General features: G+C 63.9%; 20 protein-coding genes and 1 pseudogene. 10 read left to right on the forward strand and 11 right to left on the reverse strand.

Annotated elements, in window-relative coordinates; all coding sequences use genetic code 11:
- Nucleotides 1–21: 21 nt before the first annotated feature.
- On the reverse strand, nucleotides 22–645 hold the full coding sequence (locus tag ACFLEY_RS10065; RefSeq protein WP_028174551.1) for a hypothetical protein: 624 nt from the start codon (nucleotides 643–645) through the stop codon (nucleotides 22–24).
- Between the two features lie 225 nt (nucleotides 646–870).
- On the opposite strand from ACFLEY_RS10065, the gene ACFLEY_RS10070 reads away from it, so the two are divergent.
- The 6 genes from ACFLEY_RS10070 to ACFLEY_RS10095 all read left to right on the forward strand — a co-directional run bounded on the left by ACFLEY_RS10070 (nucleotide 871) and on the right by ACFLEY_RS10095 (nucleotide 6528).
- Entirely contained in the window at nucleotides 871–1173 is a 303-nt protein-coding gene (locus ACFLEY_RS10070) for a hypothetical protein (RefSeq protein ID WP_396604623.1), read from the forward strand.
- A 29-nt stretch (nucleotides 1174–1202) separates the two neighbouring features.
- The gene (gene istA / locus ACFLEY_RS10075; RefSeq protein WP_100214066.1) at nucleotides 1203–2960 is read left to right on the forward strand and encodes an IS21-like element IS1631 family transposase; all 1758 of its coding nucleotides are present in this window, start codon (nucleotides 1203–1205) and stop codon (nucleotides 2958–2960) included.
- A 4-nt stretch (nucleotides 2961–2964) separates the two neighbouring features.
- Nucleotides 2965–3732, forward strand: a complete 768-nt coding sequence (gene istB / locus ACFLEY_RS10080) for an IS21-like element IS1631 family helper ATPase IstB (RefSeq protein WP_396604475.1) — start codon at nucleotides 2965–2967, stop codon at nucleotides 3730–3732.
- A 124-nt stretch (nucleotides 3733–3856) separates the two neighbouring features.
- Nucleotides 3857–4138, forward strand: a complete 282-nt coding sequence (locus tag ACFLEY_RS10085) for an STM3941 family protein (protein WP_396604966.1) — start codon at nucleotides 3857–3859, stop codon at nucleotides 4136–4138.
- Between the two features lie 393 nt (nucleotides 4139–4531).
- Nucleotides 4532–6064 (forward strand): SUMF1/EgtB/PvdO family nonheme iron enzyme, encoded by a 1533-nt coding sequence (locus tag ACFLEY_RS10090; RefSeq protein ID WP_396604624.1) that lies wholly within the window; start codon nucleotides 4532–4534, stop codon nucleotides 6062–6064.
- 17 nt (nucleotides 6065–6081) lie between these two features.
- Nucleotides 6082–6528: a DUF4399 domain-containing protein gene (locus ACFLEY_RS10095; protein WP_060908686.1), complete on the forward strand. Its 447-nt coding sequence runs from the start codon at nucleotides 6082–6084 to the stop codon at nucleotides 6526–6528.
- Here the strand turns inward: ACFLEY_RS10095 and ACFLEY_RS10100 are convergent, their stop codons facing one another.
- From ACFLEY_RS10100 to pqqA, 10 genes and pseudogenes are all read right to left on the reverse strand, one after another.
- On the reverse strand, nucleotides 6529–7584 hold the full coding sequence (locus ACFLEY_RS10100) for a 2-oxoacid:ferredoxin oxidoreductase subunit beta (RefSeq protein ID WP_060908685.1): 1056 nt from the start codon (nucleotides 7582–7584) through the stop codon (nucleotides 6529–6531). It abuts the gene before it with no gap.
- The gene (locus ACFLEY_RS10105) at nucleotides 7581–9428 is read right to left on the reverse strand and encodes a 2-oxoacid:acceptor oxidoreductase subunit alpha (RefSeq protein ID WP_060908684.1); all 1848 of its coding nucleotides are present in this window, start codon (nucleotides 9426–9428) and stop codon (nucleotides 7581–7583) included. The genes ACFLEY_RS10100 and ACFLEY_RS10105 overlap by 4 nt, the downstream gene beginning before the upstream one ends.
- The gene (locus tag ACFLEY_RS10110; protein ID WP_060908683.1) at nucleotides 9398–11197 is read right to left on the reverse strand and encodes an FAD-dependent oxidoreductase; all 1800 of its coding nucleotides are present in this window, start codon (nucleotides 11195–11197) and stop codon (nucleotides 9398–9400) included. The genes ACFLEY_RS10105 and ACFLEY_RS10110 overlap by 31 nt, the downstream gene beginning before the upstream one ends.
- A 237-nt stretch (nucleotides 11198–11434) precedes the next feature.
- A pseudogene (locus tag ACFLEY_RS10115) lies at nucleotides 11435–12108 on the reverse strand (hypothetical protein).
- A gap of 13 nt (nucleotides 12109–12121) precedes the next feature.
- Nucleotides 12122–13108 carry a prolyl aminopeptidase gene (gene pip / locus ACFLEY_RS10120; RefSeq protein WP_060908681.1) on the reverse strand — a complete coding sequence of 329 codons (987 nt, stop codon included), beginning with the start codon at nucleotides 13106–13108 and terminating at the stop codon, nucleotides 12122–12124.
- Complete coding sequence (gene pqqE, locus ACFLEY_RS10125; RefSeq protein WP_060908680.1) at nucleotides 13098–14297, reverse strand: pyrroloquinoline quinone biosynthesis protein PqqE; 1200 nt, start codon at nucleotides 14295–14297, stop codon at nucleotides 13098–13100. Before pqqE ends, pip begins: the two co-directional genes overlap by 11 nt.
- Nucleotides 14294–14605, reverse strand: coding sequence for a pyrroloquinoline quinone biosynthesis peptide chaperone PqqD (gene pqqD, locus ACFLEY_RS10130; RefSeq protein WP_060908679.1), 312 nt, complete (start codon nucleotides 14603–14605; stop codon nucleotides 14294–14296). The genes pqqE and pqqD overlap by 4 nt, the downstream gene beginning before the upstream one ends.
- 25 nt (nucleotides 14606–14630) lie before the next feature.
- Nucleotides 14631–15410: a pyrroloquinoline-quinone synthase PqqC gene (gene pqqC, locus ACFLEY_RS10135; RefSeq protein WP_011089476.1), complete on the reverse strand. Its 780-nt coding sequence runs from the start codon at nucleotides 15408–15410 to the stop codon at nucleotides 14631–14633.
- Nucleotides 15407–16336 (reverse strand): pyrroloquinoline quinone biosynthesis protein PqqB, encoded by a 930-nt coding sequence (pqqB, locus tag ACFLEY_RS10140; RefSeq protein ID WP_060908678.1) that lies wholly within the window; start codon nucleotides 16334–16336, stop codon nucleotides 15407–15409. The genes pqqC and pqqB overlap by 4 nt, the downstream gene beginning before the upstream one ends.
- Before the next feature lie 147 nt (nucleotides 16337–16483).
- A complete protein-coding gene (gene pqqA / locus ACFLEY_RS10145; RefSeq protein WP_007595659.1) occupies nucleotides 16484–16564 on the reverse strand; it encodes a pyrroloquinoline quinone precursor peptide PqqA in 81 nt (26 codons plus the stop codon).
- A gap of 265 nt (nucleotides 16565–16829) precedes the next feature.
- Here pqqA and ACFLEY_RS10150 point away from each other — a divergent pair, with 265 nt between their 5' ends.
- The 4 genes from ACFLEY_RS10150 to ACFLEY_RS10165 all read left to right on the forward strand — a co-directional run bounded on the left by ACFLEY_RS10150 (nucleotide 16830) and on the right by ACFLEY_RS10165 (nucleotide 19453).
- Nucleotides 16830–17087: a DUF6894 family protein gene (locus ACFLEY_RS10150; protein WP_028174561.1), complete on the forward strand. Its 258-nt coding sequence runs from the start codon at nucleotides 16830–16832 to the stop codon at nucleotides 17085–17087.
- Nucleotides 17088–17319: 232 nt separating this feature from the next.
- Complete coding sequence (locus ACFLEY_RS10155) at nucleotides 17320–18720, forward strand: amidase family protein (RefSeq protein ID WP_011089472.1); 1401 nt, start codon at nucleotides 17320–17322, stop codon at nucleotides 18718–18720.
- Between the two features lie 2 nt (nucleotides 18721–18722).
- Complete coding sequence (locus ACFLEY_RS10160; protein WP_011089471.1) at nucleotides 18723–19199, forward strand: glutathione peroxidase; 477 nt, start codon at nucleotides 18723–18725, stop codon at nucleotides 19197–19199.
- Complete coding sequence (locus ACFLEY_RS10165; RefSeq protein WP_011089470.1) at nucleotides 19196–19453, forward strand: DUF3297 family protein; 258 nt, start codon at nucleotides 19196–19198, stop codon at nucleotides 19451–19453. Before ACFLEY_RS10160 ends, ACFLEY_RS10165 begins: the two co-directional genes overlap by 4 nt.
- Nucleotides 19454–19491 lie beyond the last annotated feature (38 nt).

Genomic DNA, 19491 nt, shown 5'->3' on the forward strand with positions numbered 1-19491 from the left:
CCCGAATTTGCCGGACACATATCACTTGTGGCGGAGCGCGGCGAGTTCCTTGCGGTCGGTCACCAGCGAGGCGCACTCGCCATTGTCGGTGCGGTCGAGGCGGAAAATCTTGTCGTCGGCGCCGGCGACCAGCGATTGCTCGGCCTCGTCATCCGGCTTGTTGTTCTGCCAGACCCTGACCTGTTCGAGCCGAATGATGGCGGACCTGTTGTCCTTGGACAGCGCCACTTCGATGCCGCCGCCTTCGCAGTCGACCCCGCAGCCCATGCGGACTTCGTCGCCCTCCGTGAGAAGCACCGCGTGGCTGCCGCACGACCCGCTGGAGTCGAAATCGCCGCTGCGATGGCGATAGCGGAAGCCCAGGCGAAAGGAATTGTGGAGTTGCTTGTCCTCCTTGTCGGTTTCCGCGGAGATCAGCAGCTTCATCGACGCGACCTTCTGCTTGGGATGTCGCGCCAGGTGCTCGGCATCGTAGCGGCGGACGAAGCAGGCATAGGCCTTGTCACCCGGCGCCCCCGCATAGATTCGGGCCGTGAAGGCGTCGGCTTCGGCCTTTGTGGTTTCCCGGACTTTATCGGCCTCATCGGCGTGGGCGAGGCCGGTGAATGCGGCAAGGACAAGCGGCAGGAGGAGGGCAAGCTTCATGGTCGCACCGAACGCGTGAGCCGTTGACGGCCCGCGGCGGGACGGTCAGGGCCGATTGGCCGTTAGTCGCGGGCGGAAAGCGTTGCGTTCAAGCGTTCCTGGCCGCACGCCTCGCGGGCAGCCTCGCGCAAGGTTCCCGCTGTAACAATTTGGAAGGAGGGGGGTTGGTAAGCCCCTGGTTGTTGCAGATGACTGGTGGCGGTCAAAATGTCCATAAGTCAGAACTTGCCCAACCTTGCGATCGGCTATTCCCTTGCGCGGCTGTTCAAGTTGCTGGGAGCCAGCCTGCTGGCGACGCTGCTGTGCGGCGCGCTCGCATTCAGCTGGCACTATGGCAAGGACATCGCCACGATCCAGATCGCGCTCAGCTATTTCGGCATCGTGTTTTTCGGCCTGACCACCTGCAAGACGCTCTCGACATTGATCTCCGCCAGGGAGCCGGTCCTCTTCCCCCGTGGGTCGGTCAAAATCCCCCGGGTATGGTCACTTGAAACTCCCCCACCTGATGATCGCCGTCAGCGCCGCTGAACAGCAGTAGCCGGTCAGGCAGGACGTTTATGTTCGACCCCTTTAGCCAGCAAGGGGCCGGGGAGTTGAACGTCTTGAAGCGACATCTGCAAAGCACCGTACTTACATTACTTGATCGCAACACCAGCCAGCGCGAGATTCACCGGCTGACGGGTGTCGATCGCAAGACGATCCGGCGTTATCAGGCGCTGCGGGCCGGTGCGGAGGCAAATTCCCCCGGGGAAGTGACCACCGGCTCGGTGAGCGCGGACGGCCAAATTCCTCCACCCCGACCACCGGCTTTTGGGACATCGGAAGCGACGGTCACCAGCAGCCTGGCCCGTTCGGCTTGCGAAGCGCATCGGACGTGGATCGAAGAACAGGTCCGGCTGAAGCGGAACGCGCAGGCGATTTACCAGGACCTGGTTGATCAATTTGGCTTTCCGTCCAGCTACCAGAGTGTCAAGCGGTTTGTGCGCCGGTTGCGGCACGCTGATCCTGAGCAGTTTGATCGTCTTGAGTTCCTCCCCGGCGAGGAAGCTCAGGTCGACTATGGCGAGGGCGCGCCGACGGTTGATCCGAAGAGCGGGCGGTACCGTCGTCCCCGCCTGTTCGTGATGACGCTACGCTACTCGCGGCGCAGCTTCCGGCGGGTAGTCTGGAAGTCCAGCCAACAAGTCTGGGCGCAGCTCCACGAAGAGGCGTTCCGGTATTTTGGCGGGGTCCCCAGCTATGTCGTGCTCGACAACCTGAAGGAAGGCGTCCTCAAGCCGGATTTGTACGAGCCCCAGCTCAACCCGATTTACAGCGCGATGCTGGCTCATTACGCCGTGGTCGCCGATCCCGCGCGCGTGGCCGATCCAAATCGGAAAGGATGCGTCGAGAATGCGATTCAACATACCCAGGGCACTGCGCTGGCCGGACGGCGCTTCGAGACGCTGGAGGCGCAAAACGAGTTCTTGAGGCACTGGGAGGAGAACTGGGCTTCCAAACGCATCCACGGCAGCACGCGCCGTCAGGTCGAGGCGATGTTCCAGGAAGAGAAGCCGCACCTGCGGCCGCTGCCTGTCGCTCCCTTCCGCATCTTCACCGAAGTCGTCCGGACTGTCTGCGACGACACCACCGTACGCGTCGACAACAGCTATTACGCCGCGCGGCCCGCGCCGATCGGCAGCCAGGTCGTCGTGCGCATCTACACCACCACGATCGAGATCCGTGATCGCCACACCCGTGCGCTGCTGCGTGTTCATTCCCGGATGGCGCACCCCGGTTCTGTCGTCCTGCCGACCAGCGAACGGCCGTTCAACCCGTCGCGGCAAACCGCCGTGCTGCTGGCGAGCGCCGAGCGCATCGGACCGCAGACCAGGGCCTTGTGCCAGCAGGTGTTCGACACCGAAGGGCGCCCCGGACAGCGCGCGATGTGGGGCATTGTCGGGCTGGGCCGGAAGTATCCGGCGCGGCTGGTCGAGCAGGCCTGCGCGCACGCCATCGACAACCGCATCTACCGCTACAAGCACGTGCGTGCGACCGTCGAGCGGTTGTTCGAACAGGCGATCGAGCAGGTTGGAGTGACGCCACAGCCGGCATCGCCGCTCACCCAGGATCATCCGCTGATCCGTACCCCCGCGGAATACGGCGACCTCTTCAGCCGCGCTGTGCGGCGCGATGCCGACGACAATGGTCGGCAGGCCGAGGCTCACGACGATCACGCCACGGCAATCCGCGCTCGTGTCGCCTGCGCAACCCCGGCCAACTCCGGCGCCACGAGCGCTCCCGCTGCACCTTCTCACCTTAAACTGGAGACCTAGCCACATGATGACCATGCCGGAAATTGAGCGTTGCCTACGACAGCTGCGCCTGTCGGGTGTCCGCGACACGCTGCAGACGCGCGTGCTCCAGGCGCAGGGCGCCAACCAGCCCTTCCTCGAGACCTTCTCCCTTATCCTGCAGGATGAACTGGACCGTCGTCAGTCCCGTCTTATCGAGCGGCGATACCAGCAATCCGGGCTCGACGAAAAGCTGACGCTCGCCGAGTTCGACTGGTCCTTCAATCCCAAACTGCCACGTCAGACCTGCTTCCAGCTCCACACCCTGGCGTTCATTGCCGCTGGCGAGAACGCTCTGCTTGTTGGCAAACCTGGCACCGGGAAGTCGCACATCGCCAAGGCGATTGCCTATCAGGCGATCCTGCAAAGCCACAAGGTCCAGTATCTTGAGACCGACGACTTCTTTCACCGCTACGCCCTGAACTCTCCGGCACAACGCGAGGCCCGGCTGCGAACCATCATCGACTGCGATCTCCTCGTGCTGGACGATCTATTCCTCGCACGCGCCATCCCCGACGACGCCGGCACTTTGCTGCAGACCCTGATCCATCAGCGTTACAAACTGCGCCGCAGCGTCATCGTCACCTCCAATCGCGTCGTGCAGGATTGGGGGGCATACCTTGGGGACAACACTATGAGCACGACGATCCTCGATCGCCTTATGCATCATTGCCATCTGCTTGAGTTCGACGGACGCAGCTATCGGCTCAAAGAAGCCGCTGAAGCTCTTGCCCGGGAAACAAACTCAAACTAACAGTCCCTTGTCCTGCCTCGCGGGTGGAGGAATTTGACTGACCACACCCGGAGGAATTTGAAGTGACCCGCGGGGCTTCATCACCCGTATCGGCATTCGCGACACCAGGATCGCCGATGACACCATCTCGTGGAGATCGGTGAGGGACATATCGATCTTTCGGTATCGCAGCCAGAAGATCGTCGTTCTTCAGGTCGATCCTCTTCTTGCCGGGCGGTTCGAAGGCGGCTTTCTGAAGCGCGTCTTGTCGCTGCTGAACAAGCCCATTGGCGCGGACGGCGTGCTCGTCACGGGCGGCCTGACCATGGACGGCGAAACGCTGTTCGAGACCTGCAAGCAATACTGGACGGCCGGCCGGTTGGCATATTCGGGTCGCGCCGCAGCTGAGCCCGAGCCTGTCCATTAAAGCCCGATGTGTCTTGGCTGAACCAGTGGCGGACTTCGTCGCCCTGAGTGAGAAGCACCGCGTGGCTGCCGCACGACCCGCTGGAGTCGAAATCGCCGCTGCGATGGCGATAGCGGAAGCCCAGGCGGGCCGTTAGTCGCAGGGCAAGCGTGGCGCGTTCACGTTCGCTCCTCCCAGACATCGTCATCACTGGACCGACATGAGATGGATGTTCCGAGCGGTGCTTTAGTCGCTGGTTGGGCCAGAAGGGTTCAAGGTCCTCGCTCCCTGGAACTCGATGTCGCGAGTCCTTCGACATTGTCCCAGTTTGTCAATGTGATAGCCTTCACAGACAATTGCTTCTCGAAATCGTAGGGTGGGGCCGCCTTTGTAAGTTTGTGGAGTCCCCGCGCAATGGGCGAAATTCGCAACTTCAGATCCGGGAATCAGAACGAGCCGCCTTCGCACGGCGCCATGCCTCGTCGTCTCGCAGCAATCATTGTCGGTGACATCGCTTCCTACAGCCGCTTGATGCAGGCCGACGAGGAAGGCACGCATGTCCGCGTCAAGCGGATCGAGCGGGACCTCATCGAGCCCAGTATCGTCGAGCACCATGGAAGCCTGGTGAAGACGACGGGCGACGGCTTCATCGCTATCTTCGATAGCCCTGTTGAGGCCGTTCGCTGCAGCATCGTCATCCAGCAGAATCTCATCGGCCGCAATGCCTCGCTTCCGAAGCACTCCCGGATCGAGTACCGAATTGGCGTCAATCTCGGCGATGTCATCATCGAGCCGGACGACGTTTACGGCGATGGCGTCAACATCGCCACGCGTATCGAGGGCATTGCCGAGCCCGGTCAGGTCTACATCTCGGGCGCGATCTACGAGCAGATCAAGCACAAGGTGGTGTGCGGCTACGAGGCCCTTGGCGACCGCAAGGTGAAGAACATCACCGACCCCGTACGCATCTATCGCGTCCTGCCCGACGCAGATGCCGTCGGCGGGACGCGAGGCCGGCGCGAGAATACCTTGATCTTTCTCCTCAGCTTGACGTTGCTGGTCAGCGCAGCCGGCGTGCTCTGGTATCTTCTGGCGCAGCCGCCCGGCAAGGGAAGCGAGCAGGCCGCCACGCCGACTGCCTCTCCGGTCGCATCTCCTGTCCAGCAGCCTCCGGCGCGCGAATCGGCCGTGCCGACGCCGCAACCGTCGCCCTCGTTGGCTTCACCTGCGCCGCCGGCACCGACGCCGACGCCCAGCCAATCGCCGACGCCCGCCAGCGAGCCGGACATGACCGCCATTCGCGGCGGTAGCTTCACGATGGGAAGCAACGACGATCCGACCGAACGCCCTGTTCACCAGGTCGCGATCAAGCCATTCTCGATCGGCAAATACCCTGTGACGGTGCGGGAGTGGAATGAATGCGCCGCCGCAAAGGCGTGTGGCTTTACGGCGATCGGGAAGGACGACGCCCCCGTCACGAATGCAAGCTGGACCGATGCCCAGCAATATGCGGCCTGGCTCGCGCAGGCGACGAAGAAGCCGTACCGGCTTCCGAGCGAAGCGGAATGGGAATATGCGGCGCGCGGCGGAACGCAGAGCAAATATTGGTGGGGCGACAAGCTCCAGCCGGGCATGGCCGGGTGCAAGGATTGCGGTGACGCAGCCGGCGAGCAGCCGGCGAAGGTCGGCAGCTTCAAACCCAATCCATTTGGACTCTACGATATGGGCGGCGGCGTCGATCAGTGGGTCGCCGATTGCTGGCACAGGACTTATCAAGGCGCGCCCAATGACGGTTCGGCATGGAGCGGTGGGGACTGCAGTTCGCACGTCCTGCGCTCGGGCTCCTGGAAGAACGATTCGAGATACGTGCGGCCGTCCAACCGCGACGGCTACGATACCAATGTTCGTTACCCGACGCATGGATTCCGCGTCGCGCTCGGTCCTTGAGTGCAGGAGTAGATCCGATGCAAATCCTTCGCTGCGTTGCGCTGTCGGCGGTGCTCGCATTGCTCCCGGGCGTGGCCTTCTCGCAGGGTAAGGCTGCTCCAAAGGACGCAAAGGTCTATTTCATCACCCCGTATGACGGGCAAAGGGTGCGCGCCGGTTTCCTGGTCCGGTTCGGCTTGCGCAACATGGGCGTGACGCATGCCGGCGACGACTACCAGAACGCCGGCCATCATCATTTGCTGGTGGACGTCAGCGACCCCATCGATCCGAAGGAGCCGATCCCGCAGGACAAGTCGCATCTGCATTTCGGGGCAGGGCAGACCGAAACATTTCTCGAGCTTCCGCCCGGGACCCATACCCTTCAACTGGTGCTGGGCGACGCGAAGCACTATCCGTTCGAGCCGCCTGTCGTGTCGGACAAGATCACCGTGCGCGTCAGGCCGCTGCCTCAGCGCGGCAGATGATCACCGCAGGCTGGCGTTGAACTTGTCCAGGGCCGCCGAGCCCGGGCACAGCGTGTCCGCTTCCAGCGTATTGAGCGGCGTCTCGACCGTGTTGAGATGCGCGTGCAGGTCTTCCGCGTCGGGATCGACATAGAGCAGGCCGGTGACGATCTGGCCCTTGGCGGCGTGCTTCGCGAGGAAGGTCTGGGCGCCGAGCCGGTCATGCGGATCGTAGTCCGCGTCGATCTTGCGCAGCGCGATCTTGCTGCCGTAATGCTGCTCGACCAATTGCACCGTGCCCGGCGCATAGTCCACGGCGATCGGATCGCGACCGACCAGCACGTCGAGCCGGTTCACCGCGTCGTTGTGCTCGCGGACATAGTCAAAGCTCTTGGTCGAGCCGGCATGGTTGTTGAAGGCGATGCAGGGGCTGATGACGTCGATGAAGGACGCGCCCTTGTGGCGGATCGCGGCCGCGATCAGCGGCACGAGCTGGGTCTTGTCGCCGGAGAACGAGCGCGCCACGAAGGTTGCGCCCAGTTGCAGCGCGATCGCCACGAGGTCGATGGCGTTGTCGGTGTTGGTCACGCCCTTCTTGGACTTCGAGCCGCGGTCGGCGGTCGCCGAGAACTGGCCCTTGGTGAGGCCGTAGACGCCGTTGTTCTCGACGATATAGGTCATGTTGACGGCGCGCCGGATCGAATGCGCGAACTGGCCGAAGCCGATCGAGGCGGAATCGCCGTCGCCGGACACGCCGAGATAGATCAGGTCGCGATTGGCGAGGTTGGCGCCGGTCAGCACGCTGGGCATGCGGCCGTGCACAGAGTTGAAGCCGTGCGAATTGCCGAGGAAATAGTCCGGCGTCTTCGACGAGCAGCCGATGCCGGAGATCTTCGCCACCCGGTGCGGCTCGATCGACAGCTCATAGCAGGCCTCGATGATCGAGGCCGTGATCGAATCGTGGCCGCAGCCGGCGCACAGCGTCGAGATCTTGCCCTCGTAGTCGCGATGGGTGTAGCCGAGCTCGTTCTTCTTGAGGCCCGGATGATGGAATTTCGGCTTGGCAATATAGGTCATGATACGGCCTTGCGGAGCGGGGTCACCTTGAGTTGATCCTGGTGATCGCCAATGGCTTTTGCGATGAAACGGGCGGTGATTGGTGAGCCGTCGTAATGCACGATCGGCACGAGGCGGACGGGATCGATGCCGTTCTCGTTGACGATGAGCTGGCGGAGCTGGCTGTCGCGGTTCTGCTCGACCACGTAGACGAAATCGTGCTCGGCGAGGAAGCTCGCCACGCTCGAGTGGAACGGGAAGGCACGGATGCGCAGGCGATCAAGCTGATGCCCGCGTGCCTCGAGCAATCCGATCGCCTCGTCCATCGCGGGGGAGGTGGACCCGAAATAGATCACGCCATATTTGGTCGGCCGTTCCGCATTGGCCTGCAGCGGCCGCGGCACGAGGTCCTGCGCGGTCTCGAACTTGCGCACCAGGCGCTGCATGTTGTCGGCGTAGACCGGGCCCTCCTCGGAGTAGCGCGCATAGCGATCCCGGGACGTACCGCGGGTAAAATAGGAGCCCTTGGTCGGATGCGTGCCGGGATAGGTGCGGTAGGGGATGCCGTCGCCGTCGACGTCGAGATAGCGGCCGAAGTCGCGGCCTTCCTCCAGCATCTCCGCGGTCATGATCTTGCCGCGGTCATACTGCCGCGCATCGTCCCACTTCAGCGGGCGGCAGAGGCGGTGGTTCATGCCGATGTCGAGGTCGAGCATCAGGAAGATCGTGGTCTGCAGCCGCTCGGCGAGATCGAAGGCGGCGGCTGCGAACTCGAACGCCTCCGCGGGATCTTCCGGGAACAGCAGCACATGCTTGGTGTCGCCGTGCGAAGCATAGGCGCAGGCGATGATGTCGCATTGCTGGGTGCGGGTCGGCATGCCCGTCGAAGGCCCGGCGCGCTGGATGTTCATGATCACGGCCGGGATCTCGGCAAAATATGAAAGGCCGATGAACTCGGTCATCAGCGAGATGCCGGGGCCGGAGGTCGCGGTGAAGGCGCGGGCGCCGTTCCAGGAGGCGCCGATCACGATGCCGATCGAGGCAAGCTCGTCCTCGCCCTGCACGATGGCGTATTTCGCCTTCCCGGTCTCGGGATCGTGCCGGTACTTCTTGCAATGGGCGGTGAAGGCTTCCGCCACCGACGAGGACGGCGTGATCGGATACCACGCGCACACCGTGGCGCCGCCATAGACCGCGCCGAGCGCGGCGGCGCTGTTGCCCTCGATGAAGATGCGGTCGCCCACCTTGTCGGACTTCTTCACCCGCAGCCCGATCGGGCATTTCAGGTTCTGCAAGGCCCAGTCGCGGCCGAGATGCAGCGCATGGACGTTGGAGGAGAGCAGCTTCTCCTTGCCCTTGTACTGCTCGCCGATCAGCTGCTCGATCAGCTTCGCGTCCATGTCGAGCAGCGCCGAGAGCGCGCCGAGATAGATGATGTTCTTGAACAGCTGGCGCTGGCGCGGATCGGTGTAGGTCGAGTTGGTGATCGCGGTGAGCGGCACGCCGATCACGGTGATGTCGTCGCGGAAATTCGTCGACGGCATCGGCTTGGTGGAATCGTAGAACAGATAGCCGCCGGGCTCGATACCGGCGACGTCCTTGTCCCAGGTCTGCGGGTTCATCGCCACCATCATGTCGACGCCGCCGCGGGCGCCGAGATGGCCGTCCTCCGTCACCCGCACCTCGTACCAGGTCGGCAGGCCCTGGATGTTGGAGGGGAAGATGTTGCGCGGAGAGACCGGCACGCCATGGCGCAGGATCGCGCGCGCGAACATCTCGTTGGCGCTGGCCGAGCCCGATCCGTTGACGTTGGCGAAGCGGACGACGAAGTCGTTTACGCTGCTGATCGGCTTTTTGTCGGACATGCTGAACCTGCGTGAGTCATTTCGATCAAATATTTCTGCATGTCCCAGGCTCCGGTGGGACAACGCTCGGCGCACAGCCCGCAATGCAGGCAGACATCCTCGTCCTTCACCATCACGCGCCCGGTCTTGAGATCGGAGGACACGTAAAGATCCTGGTCGGGGTGCAGTGACGGCGCCTTCAGTCGCTGGCGCAGATCGGCTTCCTCGCCGTTCTCCGTGAAGGTGATGCAGTCCATCGGGCAGATGTCGACGCAGGCGTCGCACTCGATGCAGAGCGAGGTCGAGAACACCGTCTGCACGTCGCAGTTCAGGCAGCGATGGGCTTCGCCGAGCGCGAGCTTGACGTCGTAGCCGAGCTCGACCTCGGTGCGGATGTCCTTCAGCGCGATCACCTTGTCGCGATGCGGCACCTTGAAGCGCTTGTCGACGGAGATGTCGTTGTCATAGCTCCATTCGTGGATGCCCATCTTCTGCGAGGAGACGTGCACCTCCGGCAGCGGCCGCTCGGTGATGTCCTCGCCCGACAGCAGTCTGTGGATCGACAGCGCGGCGTCATGGCCCTGCGCAACCGCCCAGATGATGTTCTTCGGGCCGAAAGCGGCGTCGCCGCCGAAGAACACCTTGGGGTTGGTCGAGACGAAGGTCTTGGGGTCGACCTGCGGCATATTCCACTTGTCGAACGCGATGCCGCAGTCGCGCTCGATCCAGGGGAAGGCGTTCTCCTGGCCGACCGCGACCAGCACGTCGTCGCAGGGAATGGTCTGCTCGGGGTCGCCCGAAGGCACCAGGTTGCGGCGGCCTTTGGCGTCGTATTCGGCTTTGACGTGCTGGAAGGTGACGCCGATGAGCTTGCCGGCGACATGCTTGAATGCCACCGGCACCATGTAGTTGAGGATCGGAATATCCTCGTGGATCGCGTCTTCCTTCTCCCACGGCGAGGCCTTCATCTCCTCGAAGCCGGAGCGCACGATCACCGTGACTTTCTCGCCGCCGAGGCGGCGCGCGGTGCGGCAGCAATCCATCGCGGTGTTGCCGCCGCCGAGCACGATCACGCGCTTGCCGATCTTGTCGGTGTGACCGAACGAAACGGAGGACAGCCAGTCGATGCCGATATGGATGTTGGCGGCGGCCTCCTTCCGGCCGGGAATGTCGAGCTCGCGGCCGCGCGGCGCGCCGGAGCCGACGAAGATCGCGTCGTACTTCTCCGTGAGCAGCGCCTTCATGCTCTCGATGCGGTGACCGCCTTTGAACTCGACGCCGAGATTGAGGATGTAGCCGGTCTCCTCGTCGATCACGGAATTGGGCAACCGGAACTTCGGGATCTGCGAGCGCATCATGCCGCCGGCTTCCGGATCGGCATCGAACACGGTGCAGTGATAGCCGAGCGGCGCCAGATCGCGCGCCACCGTCAGCGAGGCCGGACCGCCGCCGACCAGCGCGACGCGCTTGCCGTTCTTCGGCGAAGGGCGCGGCAGGCGCTGCGTGATGTCGTCCTTGAAGTCGGCTGCGACGCGCTTGAGGCGGCAGATCGCGACCGGTGTTTCCTCGACGCGTCCGCGGCGGCACGCCGGCTCGCAAGGACGATCGCAGGTGCGTCCCAGAATGCCGGGAAACACGTTCGATTTCCAATTGATCATGTAGGCGTCGCTGTAGCGGCCTTGGGCGATCAGTCGGATGTATTCGGGAACCGGGGTGTGTGCAGGACAGGCCCACTGACAGTCGACCACTTTGTGAAAGTAGTCGGGGGCCGCGATATCGGTCGGTTTCATTCCTACCCTGTCCGCGCAGGCCCAAAGACCCGGCGGCCTCTTCTGAGCTTGGCGAACGCTTAACGCGCGTCGATCTGGTTTCTGAATGACGTCATTGGGTTAGCTTATTAGAACTCTTCCGAAGTACAACGGCAAATTTGGGGGATCACCCGCTTTCATGGGAGCTGCGCGTGCACAGCATTAACGGCTGCGCGCAGCAATGCGGCGGTGCAATATGTTGCGGTGCATGGAGTCGCGTCAGCGGTGCGCGATGTCGCTCTTCGCGAGGTCCCACATCAGCGTGTAGGTGCCGACGGAGACGGGAAGCGGGAAGGGCGATGCGGCGGGGCCGGTGAAGCGTTCGGCAATGACAGCCGAGACCGCGCCGACATGCGTGCCGTCGATCAGCACGAACCAGTCGCGTGCACCTTCGTTGCGCACTGCCGGAATCCCGGGCGCTGCGCCCGACAGTTCCGGCTCGCTCTCGAGCAGATGCATCGAGATGATGCCGTCGCGCTTTTCCGGCGCCAGCCTTTCTTGCAGCGCATCACGCCATGGCGCGGCGTTGTCGGGCGTCGGCCGCAGCCGCACCACGCCGAGCGCAGCTCCGCGTCCGCTGCCGTTGCTGATGGTGACGCGCGCGACGACGCGCAGCATGTCCTTGAAACGCGCCATGGTCTGCCGCGACCAGTCGGTCGGGCTCGCGAGCCGCGCCCGGTAGGGCTGTCGAGCACGTCGAGCGTCGCGGTCGAATAGAGGCAGAGATATTTGGGATTGGCGGCGTGCGCGACATAGCGCCGCGCTTCCAGGAATCCCTCGATCGCGACACGCTCTTCCAGATGCTCGCGATCGTACCAGCGGTTGAAATCGGCCTCATCGGCCGCGTCGATATTCATCGACGTCAGCAGCATGCCTTTCCCGGCGAGCGGCATTTTTCTTGTCCTCTCATCGCGCGGACTTCGAGGCAAGGTCCGCGATCGACTTCATGACCGCGTCCCTCACGCCGGTATCATAGAGCGAATGCCCGGCTTCTTCCACGATGCGAAGCTCGGAACCCGGCCAGACTTTCGCGAGCGCATGCGCTGTCTCGGGCGGGCACAGCAGGTCGTAGCGGCCCTGGATGATGATGCCGGGAATGCCGGCGAGCCTCCCTGCATTCTGCAGAAGATGGTTTGCGGTCATGAAGCTGTCGTTGACGAAGTAGTGCGCTTCCATGAACGGGGTCGCCGGCAATGTGCGCCAGACGTTCAGCGAGGCGAGGTCGAGCCGCGTCCGTGCGGGCTTGTGCTCGGACAAGATGCGCTCGGTATCGTGCCAGGCCCGCGCCGCCGGTCCATGCACGGCCGGATCGGCATCGAGGATGCGGCGCCAATAGGCGTCCACCGGCCGGTCCCGCTCCTCGGGCGGCAGCACGCTGAGAAAATCCTCGTGCAGCCCGGGATAGAAATGCGGCAGGCGCACGGTGAAGCCGGTGACGACTTCCGCCCGCGTGCCCAGGAAGGTCGCGCGCAGCGCGATGCCGGAGACGCGCTCGGGATGCGCCTGCGCATACGCCAGCGCCAGCGTCGCGCCCCAGGAGCCGCCGACCACGATCCAGCGTTCGAAGCCGAATTTCTCGCGGATCTTCTCCATGTCCGCGATCAGATGCGCCGTGGTGTTGTGCTCGCGCGAGCCCTTCGGCCGGCTGCGGCCGCAGCCGCGCTGGTCGAACAGCACGGCATGGAGGCGCTCAGGATCAAAAAGCCGGCGATGATCGGGCTGGCAGCCGCTGCCGGGCCCGCCATGCAGGTAGATCGCAGGGATTCCGCCGGCGCGGCCGACGCTCTCGACATAGAGCTCAAAGCCGTCGCCGACGTCGAGCATGTCGGAGGTCAGCGGCGCAAAGGGATCGGCACGCCTGAGTGAGCTGGCCGCGTCGGCGTCAGGCGTCATTCTCGGGTTCCAGGGTACCGCCGGCGAAGTTGCGGTAGAGGAAGCGGTTGGTCTCGCCCTCGGCCTCGCGCTCGGCCTGCTTGAAGATGGTCTCGTGCAGCGGCGACAGCGCACAGGCCGGATCGGTGTTGGCGGCATCGCCCGTCAGCGCGAAGGCCTGGCAGCGGCAGCCGCCGAAATCGATCTCGCGGAATTCGCAGGATTTGCACGGCTCCTTCATCCAGCCGGTGCCGCGATAGCGGTTGAAGGCCTCGGAGTTCTGCCAGATCCAGGCGATCGAGTGGTTGGAGCGCACGGATTCGAAGTCGAGCCCGGTGATGCTCTCGGCGGCATGGCAGGGCAGCACCTTGCCGGCCGGCGAGATGTTGAAGAACTGCCGGCCCCAGCCGCCCATGCACTTCTTCGGCCGCAGCGCGTAATAGTCCGGCACGACGTAGTCGATCGAAAGCCGGCCCTTCAGCCGTTCCCGCGCTTCCTCGACGAGGCGGGTACATTCGTCGAGCTGCGCCACCGTCGGCATCAAGGCGGCGCGGTTCTTCAGCGCCCAGCCGTAATATTGCACGTTGGCGACCTCGAGCCGGTCGGCGTCGAGATCGATCGACATCTGGATGATGTCGGGGAGCTGGTGCAGGTTCTGCCGGTGCATCACCGCATTCACGGTGAGCGGCAGATCGAGCTCGCGCGTCCACTTCGCGACTTCGAGCTTCTTGCGGTGCGCGTTCCGGTAGCCGGCGACGCGATCGGCAAGGCCCTCCTCGACGCCCTGGAAGCTGATCTGCACATGGCAGAGCCCGGCGTCCGCCAGCTCGCTCAGCCGCTCGCGCGTCAGCAGCACGGCCGAGGTGATGAGGTTGGTGTAGAGGCCGACGTCGCTGGCATGCTTCACCAGCTCGACGAGATCCTTCCGCGCCGTCGGCTCGCCGCCGGAGAAATGCACCTGGAGCACGCCGATCTCGGCGAGCTCGCTCAACACCTTCTTCCACTCCTCGGTCGTCAGTTCCTTGCCCGAGCGATCGAGCTCGACCGGGTTGGAGCAATAGGGACATTGCAGCGGACAGCGATGGGTGATCTCGAGCAGCACGGCGAGCGGAATGCCGAAGGTCTCCGCCGTCGAGCGTTGCTTCTCCAGCACCGCGAGGCTGTCACTTGTCCCGGGCGGGATTTTGGGATTACCGAGCACATCGCTCATGACGTCTTCTCCCGGGCCTCGGTGAGGAAGCCCTTGTCGGCGAGATCCTGGAGCATGGCGACGACATCGGTGAGGATCGCCTCGCGCGGCGCGGCGTATTTCGCCGCCAGCTGGTCGGAAACGTCGCCGACGCTGCGCTCCCCGTTGCAGAGCTGCAGGACCTCGACCGCGATCTCGTCCGGTGCCAGCACGCGTTCCGGCGCCAGGATCACCCACACTTTGCGCGTCTCGTCGTATTTCAGCTTGGCATGCCGCGGCAGCACGGGGCGGCTCGCCTCGCTGACGCTGATATGACGCGGCCCGGCCATGACAGTTCCTCTTCAGCTCGCCTTTTTAGTTTTCTTTGGGCACGAACGCGCCCGGCGGAATGTGGCCCTCGACATAGGCGTGCTGGAGCGCGTCGAGCTGCACCCACAGCACGTTGGTCTTGAAGATCAGCGCATTGCACACGGAGGCTCGCTCCTCCGGCGTCCTCGCGTGCGTCCTGACATATTCGAGCGCGAAATTGGCATCGCGCGGCGCCTGCGTGAGGCGGCGCTTGAAGTAGCTCATGATATCAGGATTGACGAAATCATAATGCTGCAACATGCCGGCGATGCGCTCCTCGTGGATGCTTGGCGCGAACAGTTCCGTGAGCGAGGAGGCGATCGCCTCCAGCGGGCTCTTCTCGCGGCAGTAGTGGACATAGGCCTCCACCGCGAAGCGCGTAGCGGGGAGAATGCCTTCGGTGGATTCCACATAGGCGGTGTCGAGGCCGAGGCCTTCGGTCAGCTTCAGCCAGCGCTCGATGCCGCCTTCGGAGCCGACATCGCCGTCATGGTCCTCGATGCGGTGGCGCCATTCCAGGCGCGTGGCGCGGTCGCGGAAGCGCGAGATCACCACCGCGTCCTTGATCGGGATCGTGCTCTGGTAATAGTAGCGGTTCAGCGCCCAGGCCTGCACCTGGCCCTTGTTCAGCTTGCCGCCGTGCAGCAGCTTATGGAACGGATGCAGGCTGTGATAGCGGGTCGCGCCGATATGGCGCAGCGCCGCTTCCAGCTCCTCGGCCGAGTTGAGCTTGATGTCCTTGCCGATCGAGAGCGCGGTTATTCCAGTCAGTGATGCGGCATTCACAGCACGATCTCCGTTCCATCCGCGGGTATCTGCCAGCCCGCCTGCTCGGCCGCTTTCCGCTCGGGTGAAGCGGGCAGCAGCGCCGGGTTCGAGTTATTGATATGCAGAAACAGCTTCCTGTCGATATCGAGATCGGCGAGCCGCGCGATCGCGCCGTCCTCGCCGGACATGGCGACATGCCCCATGCTCTTGCCGGTCTTGTGGCCGAGCCCGGCTTTGATCATCTCGTCGTCCCGCCAGACCGTGCCGTCGAAGAACACCAGCGCGGCGCCGTCGATCTCGGCCTTGAGCGCGTCGGTCACTTCGGCGCACGCGGCGATGAAGTAGAAGCACTTGCCGGTCGTCTTGTCGGTGATCTTGAGCCCCAGCGTATCGCCGTCGCCGGTCTCGCCGCCCGGATGCGCCTTGCCTTCCAGGTACCAGGCCGATTTGCCGGGGACCGCGAACGGCAACACCTCGATTCCAGACCGCACACCGTCAACCAGCCGCGGCTCGAACGGCTCGCTGATGGCGATCGGCTGGCGCCGCACGTTCTTCTCGTTCAGCACGTTGAAGATGCTGTTGGCGCTGAGGATCGCCAGCACCTTCTCATGCGCATAGACAGTGAAGGGCGAGCCCTCGCGCATCGACAGCAGGCCTGCCACGGCATCCACCTCGCCATTGGTCAGGATCACGCCCGCGACCGGCGTATGACGCAGCGCGCCCGGCTTGGGGTGCAGTTGCGGCGTGGCATTCAATTGCTGGCGCAGATCGGGGGAGGCGTTGATCAGGAACCAATGCTCGCCGTCGCCGCTGAAGGCGACCGAGGCCTGGGTTCGCAAGAGCTCATCGCCGATGGCACGGGCCGTGCGGCAACCTTCGCAGCCACAATTCCATTGCGGCACTCCGCCGCCGGCCCCGGCGCCCAGGACGACGACGCGAAGCATGATCCGTCTCCTGGAGGCAACGTCGCGAGGTGGATCTCAGGCCGACACGAAATCTATCTTCCGGAAATGCATCGTGACCGGAAGACATCGTAGCCGAGAGTGCCCGACCGAAAGAACCACCTGCGCAAACGCAAACTCACCAACCGCTTACTTGCGGGTGGCGCTCACATACATGTTGATTTCCATGCCGCAGGGCACTTCGACGATCTTCGGGGCTTTCCAGGCCATTTGGCTCTCCATTTTCGTGAATTCGGACGCATCCGCCCACGGGTTAAATTACTGCGGGTGGAAAAGTTCGCCAGTGAAATTTTCCCGACCTAAGTAGTAGGCTGGCCGAATTGTTGCACTGCAAAGAGAGCGTATTGCGGCCGTAAAGTTGAGCGAATGACATAAGAAAAATTGCCGATAGGTCGTGATCCCTGTCGGGATAAACCAGTTGTGAGTATGGAACGGCTTCCAATCGGCTACAGGCGACCCAATCTGGACCTCGGTGATGCCCAAATATTTCTTCAACACCCGCATCGGCGATGAATTGATCGTGGATCCCGAGGGCGAGGATCTGCGCAATCCCGATCGCGCCTGGGAGGTCGCCCGCCAGATGATCCTGGAGGTCCTGAGATCGGAAGGGACCCAGCCGGCGCTGCTGGAGGCGGTGATCGAGGTCACCGATGTCGACGGCGAAGTCGTGCTGGAGTTTCCCTTCACCGAAGCGCTGCTGGACATGCCGGATCAGTCCGCGACGAGGCATTAGAGAGGTCCGCCGCTCTCTCCACGTCATTGCGAGGAGCGCGCGACAAAATTGCGAAGCAATTTTGCGCTGATGCGACGAAGCAATCCAGACCGGTTCCGCGGAGACAGTCTGGATTGCTTCGCTGCGCTCGCAATGCCGAAAGATGCCGCAATCCGAGCCCTTCGCCCTGCGAAATCCGCATGGCTTTACCGCGTTCCCGGCGCTAAAAGACGCCGGTTACACGGAGCAAGCCATGCAAGATCTCTGGCGCCTGTCGGCTGCCGACCTCGCCACCCTCGTCAAGACCAAAAAGGTGTCCGCCAGGGAGGCGGCCAAGGCGGGCCTCGCCCGTCTGGACGCCGTCAATCCCCAGCTCAACGCCGTGATCGACCACCGGCCGGAGGACGTGCTCAAGCAGGCTGACGCCGTCGATGCCGCAATTAGCCGGGGCGAGGACCCCGGCGTGCTGGCCGGCGTGCCCGTCACCATCAAGGCCAATGTCGACCAGGAGGGCTTTGCCACCACCAACGGCTTAAAACTCCAGCGCGACCTGATCGCGCGCGAGGACAATCCGGTGGTCGCCAACTTTCGGAAGGCGGGCGCCATCCTGCTCGGCCGCACCAATTGCCCGGCCTTCTCCTATCGCTGGTTCACCACCAACCTGGTCCACGGCGACACCAAGAACCCCCGCGATGCCTCGCTGACGCCGGGCGGCTCGTCTGGCGGCGCCGGCTCGGCGGTCGCGGCCGGCATCGGCCATATCGCCCATGGCACCGACATCGCCGGCTCGATCCGCTATCCCGCCTATGCCTGCGGCGTGCATGGCCTGCGGCCGACCCTGGGCCGCATCCCCGCCTTCAATCCGGCGCTGCCGGAACGCCCGATCGGCCCGCAGATCATGGCGGTGTCGGGACCCCTGGCGCGCACCGTCAACGACATCAGGATTTCGCTCGCGGCCATGTCGGCGCGCGACATCCGCGACCCCTGGTATGTGCCGGCGCCGCTGGAAGGTCCCGCGCGGCCGAAGCGCGCCGCGCTCTGCCTCAACCCGGACGGCCTTGCGACCACGCCGGAGGTGAAGGCGGCGGTGACCGATGCCGGCAAGCGCCTCGAGCGTGCCGGGTGGACCGTTGACGTGATCGAGAACACGCCGCCGATGCGCGAGGCGGTCGAGTGGCAGATCAAGCTTTGGCTCGGCGACGGCTATGAGGCGCAGCTCGAGATGGCAGAGCGCGAAGGCGATCCCGGTGCGCTGGCGTGCCTGCGCGGCAACCGCAGCAGGGTGACGCCGATGGACCAGGCGAATTACGCGAAGGCATTGACCCGCCGCGCCACGCTGACCCGCGACTGGATGCTGTTCTTCGAAAAATATGCGGTGCTGCTGACGCCGGTCTCCGGCGAATTGCCGTTCCCGGATCATCTCGACCGCAAAGACGACGAATCCTTCAAGCGGGTCTGGGAGGCGCAGCTGCCCCAGATCGCGATTCCCTTCATGGGTCTGCCAGGCCTCGTGGTCTCCACCGGCCTCGTCGGCAAGGCGCCGGTCGGCGTGCATATCGTGTCCGGCCGCTACCGCGAGGATCTGTGCCTGCTTGCCGGCGAAGCGATCGAGGCGGGCGGCGTGCCGCCGTCGCCGATCGATCCCGTGGGTTAGCGATGTCGGCGATTTACGACTTCAAGGCCAACTCGCTGCTCGGCGAGGAAGTGCCCATGCGCCGGTTCGAAGGGCAGGTGCTCCTGATCGTCAACACCGCGAGCAAATGCGGCTTCACGCCGCAATATCGCGGCCTTGAGGATCTCTACCGCGATCTCTCGCCGCGCGGCTTCGCGGTGCTCGGCTTTCCCTGCAACCAGTTCGGCGCGCAGGAGCCGGGGCAGGCGAGCGAGATCCAGGAATTCTGCTCGACCAATTACGACGTCACCTTTCCCCTGTTCGAGAAGATCGACGTCAACGGCGCCAACGCGCATCCCTTGTATGAGTATCTGAAACGCCAGCAATCCGGGCTCCTCGGCGCCTCCATCAAATGGAATTTCACCAAATTCTTGGTGGACCGTGCCGGCCGGGTGATCGCGCGCTACGCGCCGACCGCGCGGCCCGAAGGATTGCGGCAGCAAATCGAGACCCTGTTATGAGCGAGACAATCATGAGCGACGAATTTCCGGACCGCCTGTCGGTCGATCCGAACAGCCCCTATTACAACGCGGACATCCTGGCGCGCGACGTCGGCATCCGCTTCAAGGGCATCGAGAAGACCAATGTCGAGGAGTACTGCATCAGCGAAGGCTGGGTCCGCGTCACCGCCGGCAACGCCAAGGACCGCCACGGCAACCCGCTGACCATCAAGGTGCACGGGCCGGTCGAGCCGTATTTCAGGGATAAGAAGTAACATGCTGTCATTCCGGGGCTCGCGAAGCGAGAACCCGG

The sequence above is a fragment of the Bradyrhizobium sp. YCK136 genome (assembly GCF_044570075.1).
In the GTDB taxonomy this organism is placed as follows: domain Bacteria; phylum Pseudomonadota; class Alphaproteobacteria; order Rhizobiales; family Xanthobacteraceae; genus Bradyrhizobium; species Bradyrhizobium diazoefficiens.